The following is a 14,777-nucleotide window of genomic DNA, read 5'->3' as shown; positions in this document are numbered from 1 at the left end:
GTTACGCGGTCACTGAAGAGCTCAAGATGAAATATCAGCAACTGGAAAATCTGGAGAGCGGTTGGAAATGGAAGTACCTGGTGAAGAAACATCGGGAAGGGGAACTCATTACCCGCTACATTGAAAACAGCGCTGCTCAGGAGGCGGTTAACGAGCTGCTGAAGCTGGAAAATGAGCCGGTAAAGGTACTTGCATGGATTGCCGCTCACATGAATCCGGAACTGGATAACCGGATGAAACAAACGATCCGCGCCCGCCGTAAACGTCATTTTAACGCAGAACATCAGCATACGCGTAAAAAATCTATCGATCTGGAGTTTTTGGTTTGGCAACGATTGGCTGCCCTGGCGCGCCGACGTGGCGTTACGCTGTCGGAAACCGTCGTGCAGCTTATCGAAGACGCTGAACGCAAAGAAAAGTATGCGAACCAGATGTCGTCGTTGAAAGAAGACTTGAAGGCGATTCTTGGCAAAGATCCCAAGTAAGTGCGTGAGCGCGCCTTTGTTGCGCTTGGTTTCAACAATAGGACGAAAAAAAACCCCGCTATGCGGGGTTTTTATTAGGCGAGTAAACTTAGCCCTGAGGCTGAGTTACAACGTCTTTGATACCTTTAACTTCGATCTCTACGCGACGATCTGGTGCCAGGCAAGCGATCTGAGCTTTGGTAGCGCGGCCAGATTTGTAGCCACAGGTGTTGCCAGTAACTGCATCTGCTTCACCCATACCACGTGCAGAGATTTTGTCTGACGGGATGCCTTTGGAGACCAGGTAGTCAACAACGCTCTGTGCACGTTGTTCGGACAGTTTCTGGTTGTACTGGTCAGAACCAACGGCGTCGGTGTAACCCAGAACAACTACGGAACCGTCTTTAGGATCCATGGAGCTCAGCTGGCTGTACAGCTGATCCAGAGCCTGTTGGCCTTCTGCTTTCAGAGTAGACTTGTTGAAGTTGAACAGCACGTCAGACTTCAGAGTGAAACGCTTGGTTTCAACAACTGGAGCTGGAGCCGGAGCTGGTGCTGGAGCAACTACGTCATCCTGACCGAAGCGGTAAGAAACGCCCAGGCTCAGCATGGTGTTGTCTGGACGCGCGCCAACGGTACCTGCGTCACCGATGTTGCTTACGAACTGGTAATCCAGGCGAGTAGCCCAGTTTTTGGTCAGTGCGTATTCAACACCAACAGCAGCCAGCGGAGAAACGCCGGTGTCGTGGTCGCTCAGACGCTGACCAGTACGGCCGTAGTTAGCTTTGGAATCTGCACGCCATACCATACCACCCAGACGAGTGTAGATGTCCAGATCGTCAGCAATTGGGTAGCTCAGTTTAGCGGCCAGTTGAACGCCCTGCGCTTTGAAAGCACCGTTGTTCACGCTGCCTTTGTAAGGCATGCGGCCGAGCCAGTCATAGCCCAGTTCGAAGCCCAGGTATTGGTTTGCCTGGTAGCCCAGGAACGCGCCGGCACCCAGCTGATCTTTGTGGGTAGGACCGTTGCCGATACCGTTCTGGTAACCGTTGCCGTAGAAGCCAACGTCATGGTACTGGGACCAGCCCAGTTTAGCACCGGTGTACCAAGTGTTATCTTTTGGAGCGGCTTGCGCTACGGTAGCGAAACCTGCCAGTGCCACTGCTAATGCGATAGCTGTCTTTTTCATTTTGCGCCTCGTTATCATCCAAATAGGCAATGAGCTTTAAAGCTGTTTTAAGCCCTTGGTTAAATTCCTTCGCCAAGGTTTAAGCCCTCGTTTGTTACTCGCCAGTTTTTCTGACGTTATAGAGCAACCTTGGCGATGTAAAGTCTACAACGTGGCGCGAAAGTTACAAGTGTGATGTGATAAGGCTCTAAAAAAAAACGCGGAATCGTACATATTTGCTAACATTCTTAGCCTAAAAAAACGGCGATTCCTTGGGCGTTTTTACTTGCCAAACCGCAGCCGGACTAGCTTTGTGCCTTCCACCGCAAAGGTTCCGCTTATGGGGTGCGAAAATGATGGGAAAAATCCTAAATTTACTTAATGATACAAAGAAGAGTGAATTTTTAGGGTGGAACAGTGTCCGTGAGTCGGGTTAATGTCACGTTGAGGGCGCATGATAAACCCATAGGCATTACCCAATTCTGCCGCACGTCTTAATCTTAGACGATCCTCCTCCGTTAGCTCGGGCAACCAGCCAAGAACCACGCTGTAATTTCCCGTTTGCAGCGCTTTTTCCATAGCCTCGACCGTATTCACCGGGCTGATTTGGCTCAATTGCACCATCTTATCTACAGGCAGGCCGGATTGCTGCAGCCATTGCTTGCTTAATTTTTGCTGCGGTGTCAGCCACAGAAGCCAGCGAGACTGCTTGCCCAGTTGCAGCAGCAGGGGCAACAGCAATTGAGCCACTGCGGGCTGGCGCTCGTTGTAAACAAGTTCACTGATCAAGCCATTCTCTTTGCCGACATCCGTGTTCTTCTCAACATTGCGCGCTGTAAAAGAGCCTTGGCTGAAATGAGGTTGGTAGAGTGATTGAGTACGCATAAAGTTCCCGCCCGTCGTGTTACTGTATGTTTATACAGTATACCTGATTTGGGATAAGATCAACCCAAATTTTCGTAGCGGCTCGCATAATTGCGATCATTTTTTGTACCGGTGTTTTTTGTGATTGGCATGCGGGTGGATAGTGCGTATTTTCCTAATTAGTTGTTCACGTTACTCTTTTCATTGATAAGAGAAATAATACGACCGGAACCTAAAAAGGAGAAACGCTATGAAAAGGATGTCGATACGAAGGATCGCACAGGCTAAAAATTGCTTCGCGGCGCTGGGCGCCATCACCACGCGGTCACAGTTTGGCGGCTACGGCCTGCTGGCCGAGGGGGTAATGTTTGCAGTGATAGCGGAAGGAGAGTTGTACCTGCGGGCTACGGCGAGCATGGAACCGGCTTTTCGCGCCAGAGGGATGGTCAATATGGTCTATTCCAAGCGTGGAGTGCCCATCACTTTGCGTTATTACTGGGTTGACGAGTCGCTGTGGCGGGAACGCAACGAGCTGGTGGGGCTGGCCTGGCAGGCCGTCAGGGAAGCGCGTCGAGAGCAGCGGCTTAAGGCCGGCGATCACGGTCGATTGAAGGCGTTGCCGAATATCGATGTCAACATGGAGCGCTTGCTATGGCGAGCGGGTATCCGCAACGCCTATGACCTGCGGCTGCAAGGCGCTAAACGCAGCTATCTCCGCCTGCTGCAACAGCAGACCAATCTGGGGCTGCGCGTGCTGCTGTCGCTGGGCGGCGCGATAGCCGGTTATCATCAGGCGGCGTTGCCGGCCGAATTGCGCAACGAACTGGTGCGCTGGTTCGATCATACGATGGCGATGCGCCGCCATGGGCATGAGCCAGTGGTTCAGGGCCCATCGAGCGAGCCCTGAATAATTAGATTGCCTTATTGATTTGGGCGTGGAGTGCGGTGAGCTCCGGCAGCAGTTCGAGCATCAACCCCACCTGTTGCAACACCAACTGCTCTTTGCTTTCAGGTTCCGGAACGGCTCTGCGAATGCGCTCCGCCAGCTGTTCCAGCGCTTGCGCAATGCGCTGGCTGTTCCGTTCTTCCTGATGCAAGGCGCCGTCCACGTAACACACGGCATCATTGAGCAGATCGAGGGTGACAGGGGTATTCAGCCGCTCGCGGTGCGCCCCCAACGCCGAGATATAACTCAGGAGAGTGTGGTTGAGGCAAAGCAGGCGGAAGGCGGCTTCCTGCAATTCCTTGTCGGCCTTGGGATCGGCGGACATGTTGGAGATGACCGAAGCCAGTTCGGCATCGCTGTTGTGGGCATCTCGCCGCGCAATGCGGTAGGCGAGGCCGTTATCCTTACCCTGGTGGTATTGCACCAGAATGGCGTCCAGATAACGGCAGTTGGCATTCAGGGTTTTATCCACCACCGCCGGCAGTTGGCGGAATTTCCAGTCCGGCCAGATAAAGCTGACCGCCGCCCAGGCGATGGCGCAGCCCAACAAGGTGTCGTAAACGCGCGGGGCGGCTACTTCGAATCCTTCACCCAACAGGTTAAAGCATAACAAGACCAGTAGCGTGATGAACATGGTGGCGTGGGCATACTGGACGGTGCGGAAAGCGAAAAATAGAACGCCGGTGATGACGATCAACACCAGCTGTCCTTCCAGTGAAGGCACGAAATAGAGGATCGGCAGGCCGATCAGGATACCGGCCAGGGTGCCGATGATGCGCAGCGCCAGGCGTCGGCGGGTAGCGTTGTAGTTCGGTTGACAGACGAACAGGCTGGTCAACAGGATCCAGTAACCGTGTTGCATGCCGGTGAACTGGATGAAAGCGTAACCCACGCACAGCACCACCGACATGCGGATCGCGTGGCGGAACAGGGCCGATTGCGGCGTCAAATGGCGGCTGATGCGCAGGCGGATATCGCTCCAGCCGGTTAAGCGATCGTCGGCCAGGCTGTTCTCTTCCGCTTGCCCGCTTGCCAGCGTCTGCTCTGACTCAATATTGGCCAGCTGCGCATCGATCGCATGCAGGTTTTTCAGCAGGTGCGCCAGCGCCTTGGTTTGTTCTGAATTGCCCTGGGTTTCGGCGATGCGCGCCAAGGCCTCCTGAATGCGGCTGAAGGCCGGCTCAAAACGCGGGTTGTGCTGGTATTTTTGCCGCAGCAGGATCGATTGTGCCAGTTGGCGGCAGGCGCGCGCCTGCATGCTCAGCAAACGCTGGAAGCGGAATAAAATATCGCTGTGGCGGAATTGCCGGCTGAGCGCGTGATACTGAACGTGGGAAGAGCTGGCGCGTTCGTGGATATCCTGCGCGACAAAATAGTAGTGCAAGGTACGGCGGGTGCCGCGCTGGCCGCGATCGCCTTTCAGGCGCGTCAGCAGCGAGGCTTTGGTCTGGTTAAGCAACGCGACCAACGCGCTGTTGGCCATCGCAACATCCATCCATGGCAGGTCGGCGTCGCGTTCGGCGTCGGGATCGAACAGGTTGGCTTTGGCATCCAGATAGTTGGCCAGTTGATCGTAGCAGCGCGCCAGGTTCTCTTGCAGTGGCCGGATAGGGAACAGCAAGTGGCCCGCCAGCGTCAGCAGGTTGTACCACAGCGCACCGATCACCAGCAGCAGCGGTTGCTGATACCAGGCATCGTACATGGCGGTGCCGAGCATGGTGTAAACCGCGATCAGCAGTGCGCCGAAGGCGATGGTGGCGTAACGTTGCCCCAAGGCGCCCAGAAGGATAAAACCGCAGGTCGACGTGGTTAAGCCAAGGGCGAACAACCAGGGATAGGGGAACAGCAGCTCGATTGAAGCTGAGGCGACAAAGAAGCACACCAGCGTGATCAGCAGGTTGCGTAACCTGCCGGCCAGGCGGTCATCCAAGTCGGTCAGGGCCGCTGCCACCACGCCCAGCGTCAGCGGGATGGTCAGCTTGGGAATGCCCAGCCACCAGGGAACGGCGGTGGTGCCGATCAGCGCAATAAGGATGCGCAGGTGATACAGCAGATTGCTGTTATAGGTGTAACGACGTACTGCGGGTGCAAAAGAGCGCACGAAAAACTCCTCAAACGGAGAAAAAATTAACGCTGATGATAGTGGCGGCGAGCATTCTCAATACGCGCTTGCTGAGCCATTTCTACCGAGACGACGCGGCGCCCCACCGGCCACAGCGCGATGGCGGCAATTTTGAAATTGGCGATGCCGACCGGAATGCCGATGATCGAAACGCACTGCACGATACCGGCGGCGATGTGTGACAGGCACAGCCACCAGCCGAGCAGCACCAGCCAGATAACGTTGAGCAGTGAGCCGCCGGCGGAGAGCAGCGCATTGCTTTTTTCCGGGTAGAGCTCATCGACGTGGATTGCCTCATTGCCGAACGGCACCAGCGACAGCTTGGTGATTTCCCAGCAGGAGCGGGTGAGCGGCAGCGTGATGACCAGCAGCACGCTGAACACCGTGGCGATGAGCCAACCCAGCGTGGTGAAGAAACCGCCCAACACAAAATTAAGAATATTCAGTACAGTACGCATAGACGTCATTCTGCTCTAATGTTGGCCAAACCGCGATGCGGGCGTATTCACGATAAAAACGCAAAATCTATTCTACCCTTTTTTTAGCGCTAGAGTGCCACTGCTTATCGCAGGTAAACTGGCAGATATCCGTTATTTAATCTCAACATAGTCATGGCGCGACGATATGGAACTTAAAGCGACATCGCTGGGGAAACACCTGGCTCAGCACCCTTATAACCGCGTGCGGTTGCTGCACGCCGGCGTTGAGGTGAGCGGGGAAAAACATGAATACCTGATCCCCTTCAATCAACTGATTCAGGTCAGGTGCAAGCGCGGCATCGTCTGGGGCGAGCTGGAATTTGAATTGCCGGACGAAAAAGTGGTGCGACTGCACGGCACCGAGTGGCAGGAAACGCAGCGTTTTTATCACTATCTGCAGCAGGCGTGGCAGCAGTGGAGCGCCGAAATGAGTGAGGTCAGTGCCGGCGTGTTGCAACAGCAGGTGGCACAGATTCAGCGCATTGAGCAGCAAGATAAATGGTTCAAAAAGTCTGAGCTGGGCAAACTGCAGCAGCAAATCCGTGAAGCCTTCTCCGCGCTGCCAATGCCGGTGGCGCGCCTGGAGGAATTCGATAACTGCCGGGCCGATTACCATCTGTGTCTGCAATGGCTGCAGCAGGGGCAACGCAGTGTCGACCAACGCAACCGGCAGTGGACCGATCGCATGCTGGAGCAACATCACGACTTCTTCCAGACCGTCGAGAGCTCACCGCTCAATGACTCTCAGAGCCGTGCGGTGGTCAACGGCGAGGATTCCGTCCTGGTATTGGCGGGGGCCGGCAGCGGCAAGACGTCGGTGCTGGTGGCGCGCGCCGGCTGGCTGCTGCGCCGTCAGGAGGCGGAGCCGGGCCAAATCTTGCTGTTGGCGTTCGGCCGTCAGGCTGCGAGTGAGATGAATGATCGCATCAAAGAACGTTTGGGCGATCTCGGTATTCAGGCCAAAACATTCCATGCATTGGCGCTGCAGATCATTCAACAAGGCAGCCGCAAAGCCCCGGCCATCAGCCGGTTGGAAACCGATGCCAGCGCGCGCAAAGCGTTGCTGATTGCCCATTGGCGCGAGCAATGTGCAGAGAAAAAAGCCCAGGCGAAGGGGTGGCGTCAATGGTTGACCGAGGAGCTGGAATGGGACGTGCCGGAAGGCGACTTCTGGCAGGATAAACGCCTGGCGGACCGGCTGGCGGGCCGGTTGGAACGCTGGCTGGGGCTGATGCGCATGCACGGCGGCAGCCAGGCGGAAATGATTGAGCAGGCGGATGAAGAAATCCGCGATCTGTTTTCGAAACGCATTCGGCTGATGGCGCCACTGTTGAAAGCCTGGAAAAGCGCCTTGAAAGAGGAAGGAGCGGTGGACTTCTCCGGCCTTATTCATCAGGCGGTCAACATTCTCGACAAGGGGCGCTTCGTCAGCCCGTGGAAACATATTCTGGTCGATGAGTTTCAGGATATCTCGCCGCAGCGTGCGCTGTTGCTGGCGGCGCTGCGTCGGCAGAACAAGCAGACCTGCCTGTTTGCGGTGGGGGATGACTGGCAGGCGATTTATCGCTTCAGCGGCGCAGAGTTGACGTTAACCACGGCTTTTGCCACCCACTTCGGCGAAGGGGCGCAGTGCGCGCTGGACACCACTTATCGCTTCAACGAACGTATCGGCGAGGTGGCCAACCGGTTCGTGCAGCAGAACCCGCACCAGCTGAAAAAACCGCTCAACAGCCTGAGCAAGGGCAATAAAAAGTCGGTGGCGATCCTGCCGCACGAGCAGTTGGAGCCCTTGCTGGATAAACTGAGCGGCTACGCCAAGCCGGATGAGCGCATCCTGGTGCTGGCGCGCTACCATCATCTGAAACCGGAAGCGCTGGCGAAGGCGGCCACCCGCTGGCCCAAGCTGGATCTGGAATTTATGACCATCCACGCCAGCAAGGGGCAGCAGGCGGAATACGTCATCATCGCCGGTTTGCATGATGGGCGTGACGGCTTCCCCGCCGTGGCGCGCGAGTCGGTGTTGGAAGAGGTGCTGCTGCCGCAGCCGGAGGATTTCCCGGATGCCGAAGAGCGCCGTCTGCTGTATGTCGCGTTGACGCGCGCTAAACATCAGGTGTGGCTGTTGCAGGATCGTGAACGTCCTTCGGTGTTCGTTGAACACCTGCAAGATCTTGGCGTACCGGTGCAGAAAAAACCGTAAGCCTGGGCCTGGCGGCTGCCAGGCCGCGAGGACTATTTCAGGCGGTCTTGCAGGTAGCGCTGATAGTCGGGGATGGCGATCTCCACCTCGCTTTTGAACAGCGGAGAGTCGATCAGAAAGTCGGCGGTCGAGCGGTTGGTGGCCACCGGAATATTCCATACGGTCGCCAGCCGCAGCAGCGCCTTCACGTCCGGATCGTGCGGCACCGCGTTCAGCGGATCCCAGAAGAAGATCAGCATGTCTATCTTGCCTTCCGCAATCAGTGCGCCAACCTGCTGATCGCCGCCCATCGGGCCACTCAGCATGCTGGTGACGGGAATGCCGCTGGCGCGCTGGATCAGATTACCGGTAGTGCCGGTGGCGTACAGCTGGTGCTGCGCCAGAATGGTCTTGTGGCTTTCTACCCACTCCAGCAGGGCCTGTTTGCGGTGATCGTGCGCCACCAGCGCAATGTGTTTGCGCGCGGCGATAGTGCGGGTGGTCAATTCCATCTCGGTGTCCTTCGCTAATCGGGGAATGTGCGACAGATTACTGAAACTGTTTTTCACTGCCTAGCGTTTGCGCTTGAAAATGCGAAGAAAAGACGCCTTTACGGGGAAAGGCGCCGGGAGGGATCAGCGAATCGGTTGTTTATTGGCCCAGCGCAGAAAACGCTTCTGTGTTTCCTTGTCGGCCTGTTGAAACCAGTATTGCAGCATTTGTTCCGACACGTTTTCACCTTTCAACGTCACCGTCGGGGCGTTTATCGGCGCGCCGGCCAACGCGAGGGCTGAGGCATTGCCCGCGTTCGCCTGAACAAAGCTCGGAACGGAGGCCGGGCGGTTCTGGCGGTTGTAATCGGTCATCACCTTTTCCAAATCGGTATTGAAGGTGACGCTGTCGGGATGCAGCACATCATGCCGGAACGGCAGGGTGTTGCCGTCTTTATCGACCACCAGATAATTCAACGTTCTGTCAAAGCGTTGCGCATCACGATCGTTCTCGATGCGTGGCAGTTCGATCGCCACCTGGCTGATCTTTTGCGTATTGAAGGTGGCAACCAGCGGCAAGGAAGCATAGGCCTGCGTATGCTGGCCGGAACGTACGGTTTTGGTCACTTTAAACAGCAACTGGTGCTGCCCGCCATCCAGTTCAAGGCTGTCGGCGCCTTTTAACAACGAACCTGTCATTTTCTTGCCGTCGACCACCAGCAGGTCGATGTCCGGGGAGAGTTTCAGGGTCGTAGCCGCGGCAGGCATGCTGATGCTGAGCAACGCCGCAACCACCAGACCAAATTTCATCATTATCTCCTTATAAAGTGGCGTAACGCTAAGTGTTGAACACGGCATAGGTTGTGTCAAAATTTTTCAATCGGGTATTTTGTTTACATTTTTACATATTTTATCGCGATTAGACATGACCATGCGCAGCTGAACCGCGACAGCCTCTGACCATAAGATTGCTGTGAAGTTTCCCTTGCGTTGCGTTTAACCGAACGAATGCCGATCGGTTACACTCGAAATGGAAAGTGACGCAGTGATAAACGGGAGTTGAAGATGCAAGATCAAGAGATTGTTGAGCTGTTGCAACAGGTGAAAACTATCGCGCTGGTCGGTGCCAGCGATAACCCATCACGGCCCAGCTATGGGGTGATGGCGTATCTGTTGGCGCAAGGGTATCAGGTGATCCCGGTCAGCCCAAAACTGGCGGGGCAGACGCTGCTGGGGCAGCAGGTTTACCCTACGCTGGCCGCTATCCCGCAGCCGGTGGATATGGTTGACGTGTTTCGCAATTCAGAAGCGGCTTACGGCGTGGCGCAAGAGGCGATAGCGATCGGCGCCAGGGCGCTCTGGCTGCAGATAGGGGTGATTAACGAGCAGGCGGCAGCGCTGGCGCAACAGGCCGGGTTGCGTGTGGTGATGGATCGCTGTCCGAAAATCGAAATCCCGCGCTTAGGGTTGGAGCGCTAAATAAAAAGGGCCAGGCGCGATGCCGGGCCCTCTCGGGTTTCTCAGGTCTTGGCGCGGTCAATTGCGCAAGCGTGGCGCCTGTAGCTGGTGACGGATGGATTCCGCCAGTTCATCCAGCGATGGTTGCTCGGGGTGTGCCTCCTGGGCTTCGCTATCCAGCTGCGCTTCCGCCAGATAGGTGTGTACCGGTTGGCCTTCCTCGTCTTCCATCACCACGTGGTACCAAGGGGCTGAACGCAGTTCATCGTTCGCCGCTATTTCGTCAGCTTTGGGTTGTTCCAAAGAGTATTCCGGGTCGATATCGATCACGACGCCCAAATACCCCAGCAGTTTATGCCTAACCTGTTGTCCGATACCGAATTTGCTGGCAATCATGATGACCTCCTGAGAAACAATGCCTTGCTCATATATGGGGGCAGGGCAGCGCATTTCAAGTTACATCACCCGACAAGCGAATCCTTTCAGATACAGTCCCTCAGGGTATGTGGCGATCACCGGGTGATCGGCAGCCTGTCTGAACTGCTCTATAAATTGTACATCACGTCCGGCATCTACAGCGGCGTCGGCCAAAATTTTCTGGAACAGGTCGGTCGGCATCAGGCCGGAGCAGGAGAAGCTGAGCAGAATGCCGCCCGGATTCAGCAGCTGCAGCGCCAGCATGTTGATGTCTTTGTAGCCGCGGCAGGCGCTGGCCAGCTGATTCTTGTTCTCGACGAATTTCGGCGGATCCATGATGATCAGATCGAATTTTTCGCCTTGAGTGCGGTAGTTGCGCAGCAGCTGGAACACGTCATCGCGAACGAACTCCGCTTTGTTCAGATCCAGCTTGTTGAGCTCGACGTTCTGTTTGGCGATATCCAGCGCCGCCTGCGAGGTATCCACGCTGATCACCTGCGCGCAACCGCCCATCAAAGCGGAAACGGCGAAGGCGCCGGTGTAGGAGAAGCAGTTCAGCACCCGGCGGCCGGCGGAGTAATTGCGCGCCGCCAGGCGGCTGTCGCGCTGGTCGAGGTAGAAACCAGTTTTGTGCCCCTGCTGAATGTCCACCAGCAGCTTCATGCCGTGTTCGGTGATCGGCAGCAGTTCCGGCGGCAGATCGCCCAGCACCGGGCCCTGCGCCAGCGGCAGGCCTTCTTTTTTACGTACCGCAACGTCGGAGCGATCGTAGATCGAACATTCCGGGTAGCAATGCTGCAGGGCGGAAAGCAGGGCCGGGCGCTGGTATTCGGCACCGGCGGACAGCAGCTGCAGCACCAGGAAATTCTGGAAGCGATCGATAGTGATGCCCGGCAGGCCGTCGGACTCGCCGGCGATCAGGCGGTATCCGTCCAGACCGTCGCGCTGTGCGACCCAATCGCGCCAGCTTTGCGCTTGCTGCAGGCGGCGAATGAAGAAATCGATGTTAATCTCTTCATCTTGCTGGAAGGTCCAGACGCGTGCGCGGATCTGCGACTCGGGCGAATAGGCGCCGCGTGCCAGCCACTTACCCTGGCTGTCGAGGATATCGATGGTTTCACCGGAGTGGGCTTTGCCCTCAACGCGTTGAACGGCGCCGGAGAACACCCAAGGGTGGCGACGGAGTAAGGACTTTTCACGTCCTTTGGCGAGATGTAAGCGCATGGTTAAACTACTTTTTATTCAATGGGTTAATTGGCTGGATTAAGCGTTTGCCAAAATAAGTTCGTCATCATAGCTGAATCTGACAGCGTTCACTACCGCGTTGGCTCGGATTGTATCGCATTATCTCTGCGGGTGTCGCACCGAAGAGAGAGAAAGTGCAGCCTTCAAACTGAAGAAATGGCAGCTTAAAAAGGTGTATTATAGCAAGCCAGAGATGAAAGCATGTTGATCAGTGCGTGAAGGCGCTTTGTTACCTGCAGGATTAGATGTTTGACAGGGGATTATGCTTTATAGGGCATAAGGCTACAGAGTGATATATTTATTCTTGTTAAGAGTATTTTTGGCTGTTTTTGTAATATAAAGTGAAGGGAGTGCACCAGTGAGATTCTTTTTGTTTTTCATTTTTTTTATGACGACTCACACAGTATTGGCTAACGAGTGGGTTTTTAGTGATGATGAAAACGCTATAAGTGATGGGGTATTAAGGATTTCGGTTCAGGCTGGGCATTATAAAATTTCATTTCCACCTACTGCGAACCCAAACTCAGGTGCTGTGTCGATTAACGGCGAGCGGTTTTACGGTAACCGTTCTTTTGGATTCGACGGCGAGCAAGCGGACATAATGATTGATAGGTTATTAAAGGTAAAGAGTGCTCAGGTTGAATATGATGATCGTTTTAAAACGAAAGTCGTTCGCAAGTTGGTTGATTTTTCTGACATTACATCATCCCTCGATAGCTTGAAAAATAAAAGTCATTGACACCTCTCACATCATCGACGATAGAGCAGATGGCTTTACTCGAAATAGGAATAGCGCTGTCGTTTGGTTGCCCGGTGGTATGTTTACCCACGACGGCTGGCCGACGGTACGCTTTCTTGTGAGCAAGCAGAGCCCATCATTCAAGAGTGTGGATTGAAGATTACCATTTTGTTTTTAACTAGTTGATTATTAATGTCTTTTGTGGAATTTCATAGTGATTGACTTCAGGCTGAGGTTCGCCTCACGGAAGAAAGCCTATCTCCGGGCAGATGGGGATGTAAGCTTTTTGTAAGTTTTTTGTGAGTTTTAGGTTTTTTCGCATTGACAAAAATCTTAACTTAATCTGTTATTGAGCACCTGATGTTTATTATGCAGATATTAGGATTTTTCTTAAATGTCTAAAGAAAGAAGCTTGTCGTTTGATTTTTTGAAAGGGTTGCTTATCTTGCTCGTCATCGTGGGACATTTATTGCCAGGCAGTGCTGATGTCGGTTTGCGTGGGGCAATATATTATTTCCATATGCCGCTTTTTCTAGGGGTGACGGGCTACTTTGTTCGGCGTTATTTTCTTGATGGCGGCGTGATTAGCGTGCTGAAAAAGTATCAGTGGCGCATGATAATTCCTTATATGTTGGCATTCGTTGTTTACAGTGTTTATTCTCTTTACTCCTCAGAAGAAGTAGGTTTAAAGCAGTTCATCGGTCTATTTCTTTACCCCTACTATCATCTTTGGTATATCCCAGCAGTGATCATATTCGTGCTATATACTATGGTCATTTACAAGAGTAATTTCTTAATTGGTTTCTTTCTGTTCACTTCCGCTGTGTTATCTATTGTCTGGTACTGTTACGCCGACACGCTGGAAAACCAATATGCTTGGCTGAAATTCATTGGTGATAAGCGTTTCTATTATTACTACTCCTTCTTTTTATTAGGTTTCCTGATCGGGGATAAGAATTTTCACGGTAACCCGCTGGCGTTGTTCGCTATCGCGTTGGTCGTAGGCATATTAGGGTACTATGAACCGAACGGGGCACTGCTGGATGCCGCCTCATGGTTTGCCTTTAATGCTGCGCTGTTGCTGTTGATGGTGAGTTTGTGTAAACGCCTGAAGCTGAGAATTGAGGGCGTTGTGGTCAAAATGGGGCAGGTATCTCTACCTATTTATCTTTGGCATGTGTTACCCATTTTGCTTGTCGGAGCAATGGTCGATAAGGATACGCTAGGTTTTTATCTCAGCGTAACGGCCATTATTTTCGCTCTGGTCATCATATTTATCCGCTTGCGTGGCAAAAGCAGATTTATCGACTCTTTCTTTTACGGGGAAAGGGCCAACTGGCTACCTGCCGAAAAATAGCAAGTCTGTCCCGGCCGAGGGAGCTCGGCCGTCTACTTTTTACGTAAGCCTCTATTATACAAATTGTTGTCCTCTGGCTCCCTGCCTCTTTATCTTTTGATTGAGTTTCTATACTCAATACATACTTATTCTTTAGACAAGATAACAGGGGGCGATTATGACACAAGTTTGCATTGCTGCGTATGTGTATGGCGTGGTGCAGGGGGTTGGGTTTCGCTATTCCACCCAGCGGCAGGCCGAGGCGTTGGGGGTGACAGGCTATGCGCGCAATCTCGATGACGGCAGTGTTCAGGTGGTGGCCTGCGGCACACAGGCGCAGGTGGACAAGCTGTTGGAGTGGTTGAAACAGGGCGGCCCGCGCAGCGCGCGCGTCGAACGTGTGCTGGTGGAGCCGCAGGGCCTGGCTGATTACAGCGGGTTTGGCATTCGTTATTAAACGCTCGCCTGCAGCGGCGCTGCGGGCAGAGCGGTCAAATGCATTTTACCGGTTTCGGCAATCCGGCGATTTTGGTGGCTTGTTTGGCCGGCCCTTTCGGGAACAGGCGATACAGATAGCGGCTGTTGCCTTTTTCTTCGCCGTATTTCTGCGCCATCGCTTTGACCAGCATGCGGATAGCCGGTGAGGTATTAAATTCCTGATAGAAGTCGCGCACGAAGCGCACCACTTCCCAGTGTGCTTCGGTGAGCACGATCTCTTCCTGCGCGGCCAGCAGCGGCGCCAGCCCTTCATGCCAGTCGGCGCTGTTTTTCAGATACCCCTGCGCGTCAGTGTCGATAACCTGACCTTCAAACTCCAACATACTGCCTCGATAACGGATAATTCGGAACGGCCGCCAGTTTAGCAAATT

At 54.2% G+C, this 14,777-nt stretch carries 16 protein-coding genes; 7 read left to right on the top strand and 9 right to left on the bottom strand.

Annotated elements, in window-relative coordinates:
* Positions 1 to 26 precede the first annotated feature (26 nt).
* Positions 27 to 485, top strand: a complete 459-nt coding sequence (gene matP / locus ACF8MC_RS16595; RefSeq protein ID WP_004928138.1) for a macrodomain Ter protein MatP — start codon at positions 27 to 29, stop codon at positions 483 to 485.
* 88 nt (positions 486 to 573) lie between these two features.
* Here the strand turns inward: matP and ompA are convergent, their stop codons facing one another.
* The gene (gene ompA / locus ACF8MC_RS16590; protein WP_033638719.1) at positions 574 to 1,653 is read right to left on the bottom strand and encodes a porin OmpA; all 1,080 of its coding nucleotides are present in this window, start codon (positions 1,651 to 1,653) and stop codon (positions 574 to 576) included.
* 357 nt (positions 1,654 to 2,010) lie between these two features.
* Positions 2,011 to 2,517, bottom strand: a complete 507-nt coding sequence (gene sulA, locus ACF8MC_RS16585; protein WP_047568282.1) for an SOS-induced cell division inhibitor SulA — start codon at positions 2,515 to 2,517, stop codon at positions 2,011 to 2,013.
* A gap of 229 nt (positions 2,518 to 2,746) precedes the next feature.
* On the opposite strand from sulA, the gene ACF8MC_RS16580 reads away from it, so the two are divergent.
* Entirely contained in the window at positions 2,747 to 3,403 is a 657-nt protein-coding gene (locus ACF8MC_RS16580) for a TfoX/Sxy family DNA transformation protein (RefSeq protein WP_033646570.1), read from the top strand.
* A gap of 4 nt (positions 3,404 to 3,407) precedes the next feature.
* Here ACF8MC_RS16580 and yccS read toward each other — a convergent pair whose 3' ends face one another.
* A complete protein-coding gene (gene yccS, locus ACF8MC_RS16575; RefSeq protein WP_033646568.1) occupies positions 3,408 to 5,543 on the bottom strand; it encodes a YccS family putative transporter in 2,136 nt (711 codons plus the stop codon).
* 26 nt (positions 5,544 to 5,569) lie between these two features.
* Positions 5,570 to 6,022 carry a YccF domain-containing protein gene (locus ACF8MC_RS16570; RefSeq protein WP_164104765.1) on the bottom strand — a complete coding sequence of 151 codons (453 nt, stop codon included), beginning with the start codon at positions 6,020 to 6,022 and terminating at the stop codon, positions 5,570 to 5,572.
* Between the two features lie 166 nt (positions 6,023 to 6,188).
* On the opposite strand from ACF8MC_RS16570, the gene helD reads away from it, so the two are divergent.
* Positions 6,189 to 8,243 (top strand): DNA helicase IV, encoded by a 2,055-nt coding sequence (helD, locus tag ACF8MC_RS16565; protein ID WP_164104766.1) that lies wholly within the window; start codon positions 6,189 to 6,191, stop codon positions 8,241 to 8,243.
* Positions 8,244 to 8,275: 32 nt separating this feature from the next.
* Here helD and ACF8MC_RS16560 read toward each other — a convergent pair whose 3' ends face one another.
* Both ACF8MC_RS16560 and ACF8MC_RS16555 read right to left on the bottom strand, forming a co-directional pair.
* Complete coding sequence (locus tag ACF8MC_RS16560) at positions 8,276 to 8,734, bottom strand: methylglyoxal synthase (RefSeq protein WP_015377363.1); 459 nt, start codon at positions 8,732 to 8,734, stop codon at positions 8,276 to 8,278.
* A gap of 123 nt (positions 8,735 to 8,857) precedes the next feature.
* Positions 8,858 to 9,523, bottom strand: a complete 666-nt coding sequence (locus tag ACF8MC_RS16555) for a DUF2057 family protein (RefSeq protein WP_060429882.1) — start codon at positions 9,521 to 9,523, stop codon at positions 8,858 to 8,860.
* A 255-nt stretch (positions 9,524 to 9,778) separates the two neighbouring features.
* On the opposite strand from ACF8MC_RS16555, the gene ACF8MC_RS16550 reads away from it, so the two are divergent.
* On the top strand, positions 9,779 to 10,192 hold the full coding sequence (locus tag ACF8MC_RS16550) for a CoA-binding protein (RefSeq protein ID WP_033637899.1): 414 nt from the start codon (positions 9,779 to 9,781) through the stop codon (positions 10,190 to 10,192).
* Between the two features lie 57 nt (positions 10,193 to 10,249).
* Here the strand turns inward: ACF8MC_RS16550 and hspQ are convergent, their stop codons facing one another.
* Positions 10,250 to 10,567, bottom strand: coding sequence for a heat shock protein HspQ (hspQ, locus tag ACF8MC_RS16545; RefSeq protein ID WP_033637900.1), 318 nt, complete (start codon positions 10,565 to 10,567; stop codon positions 10,250 to 10,252).
* 60 nt (positions 10,568 to 10,627) lie between these two features.
* Positions 10,628 to 11,812 carry a 23S rRNA (cytosine(1962)-C(5))-methyltransferase RlmI gene (gene rlmI / locus ACF8MC_RS16540; protein WP_033637902.1) on the bottom strand — a complete coding sequence of 395 codons (1,185 nt, stop codon included), beginning with the start codon at positions 11,810 to 11,812 and terminating at the stop codon, positions 10,628 to 10,630.
* Between the two features lie 379 nt (positions 11,813 to 12,191).
* Between rlmI and ACF8MC_RS16535 the strand changes: the two genes are divergently transcribed.
* From ACF8MC_RS16535 to yccX, 3 genes are all read left to right on the top strand, one after another.
* Positions 12,192 to 12,572: a hypothetical protein gene (locus ACF8MC_RS16535; protein WP_164104767.1), complete on the top strand. Its 381-nt coding sequence runs from the start codon at positions 12,192 to 12,194 to the stop codon at positions 12,570 to 12,572.
* Between the two features lie 394 nt (positions 12,573 to 12,966).
* The gene (locus ACF8MC_RS16530) at positions 12,967 to 13,929 is read left to right on the top strand and encodes an acyltransferase family protein (protein WP_164104768.1); all 963 of its coding nucleotides are present in this window, start codon (positions 12,967 to 12,969) and stop codon (positions 13,927 to 13,929) included.
* Positions 13,930 to 14,086: 157 nt separating this feature from the next.
* On the top strand, positions 14,087 to 14,365 hold the full coding sequence (gene yccX, locus ACF8MC_RS16525; protein WP_033646563.1) for an acylphosphatase: 279 nt from the start codon (positions 14,087 to 14,089) through the stop codon (positions 14,363 to 14,365).
* A 34-nt stretch (positions 14,366 to 14,399) separates the two neighbouring features.
* Here the strand turns inward: yccX and tusE are convergent, their stop codons facing one another.
* Positions 14,400 to 14,729 (bottom strand): sulfurtransferase TusE, encoded by a 330-nt coding sequence (gene tusE / locus ACF8MC_RS16520; protein WP_004928095.1) that lies wholly within the window; start codon positions 14,727 to 14,729, stop codon positions 14,400 to 14,402.
* Between the last annotated feature and the right edge of the window lie 48 nt (positions 14,730 to 14,777).

Origin of the sequence: Serratia sp. LACPHL-BACT-2024-00286, from assembly GCF_043109535.1 — a bacterium.
GTDB classification, from domain to species: Bacteria; Pseudomonadota; Gammaproteobacteria; order Enterobacterales; family Enterobacteriaceae; genus Serratia; species Serratia sarumanii.
The sequence above is the reverse complement of the archived record's forward strand: the minus strand, read 5'-3'. Positions and strand labels throughout refer to the sequence as shown.

Coding starts and splice junctions, on each gene's coding strand:
- ACF8MC_RS16580 (WP_033646570.1), top strand. CDS start 2,747: ATGAAAAGGATGTCGATACGAAGGATCGCACAGGCTAAAAATTGCTTC.
- hspQ (WP_033637900.1), bottom strand. CDS start 10,567: ATGATTGCCAGCAAATTCGGTATCGGACAACAGGTTAGGCATAAACTG.
- ompA (WP_033638719.1), bottom strand. CDS start 1,653: ATGAAAAAGACAGCTATCGCATTAGCAGTGGCACTGGCAGGTTTCGCT.
- rlmI (WP_033637902.1), bottom strand. CDS start 11,812: ATGCGCTTACATCTCGCCAAAGGACGTGAAAAGTCCTTACTCCGTCGC.
- ACF8MC_RS16550 (WP_033637899.1), top strand. CDS start 9,779: ATGCAAGATCAAGAGATTGTTGAGCTGTTGCAACAGGTGAAAACTATC.
- ACF8MC_RS16555 (WP_060429882.1), bottom strand. CDS start 9,523: ATGAAATTTGGTCTGGTGGTTGCGGCGTTGCTCAGCATCAGCATGCCT.
- ACF8MC_RS16570 (WP_164104765.1), bottom strand. CDS start 6,022: ATGCGTACTGTACTGAATATTCTTAATTTTGTGTTGGGCGGTTTCTTC.
- ACF8MC_RS16560 (WP_015377363.1), bottom strand. CDS start 8,734: ATGGAATTGACCACCCGCACTATCGCCGCGCGCAAACACATTGCGCTG.
- sulA (WP_047568282.1), bottom strand. CDS start 2,517: ATGCGTACTCAATCACTCTACCAACCTCATTTCAGCCAAGGCTCTTTT.
- yccX (WP_033646563.1), top strand. CDS start 14,087: ATGACACAAGTTTGCATTGCTGCGTATGTGTATGGCGTGGTGCAGGGG.
- tusE (WP_004928095.1), bottom strand. CDS start 14,729: ATGTTGGAGTTTGAAGGTCAGGTTATCGACACTGACGCGCAGGGGTAT.
- helD (WP_164104766.1), top strand. CDS start 6,189: ATGGAACTTAAAGCGACATCGCTGGGGAAACACCTGGCTCAGCACCCT.
- ACF8MC_RS16530 (WP_164104768.1), top strand. CDS start 12,967: ATGTCTAAAGAAAGAAGCTTGTCGTTTGATTTTTTGAAAGGGTTGCTT.
- matP (WP_004928138.1), top strand. CDS start 27: ATGAAATATCAGCAACTGGAAAATCTGGAGAGCGGTTGGAAATGGAAG.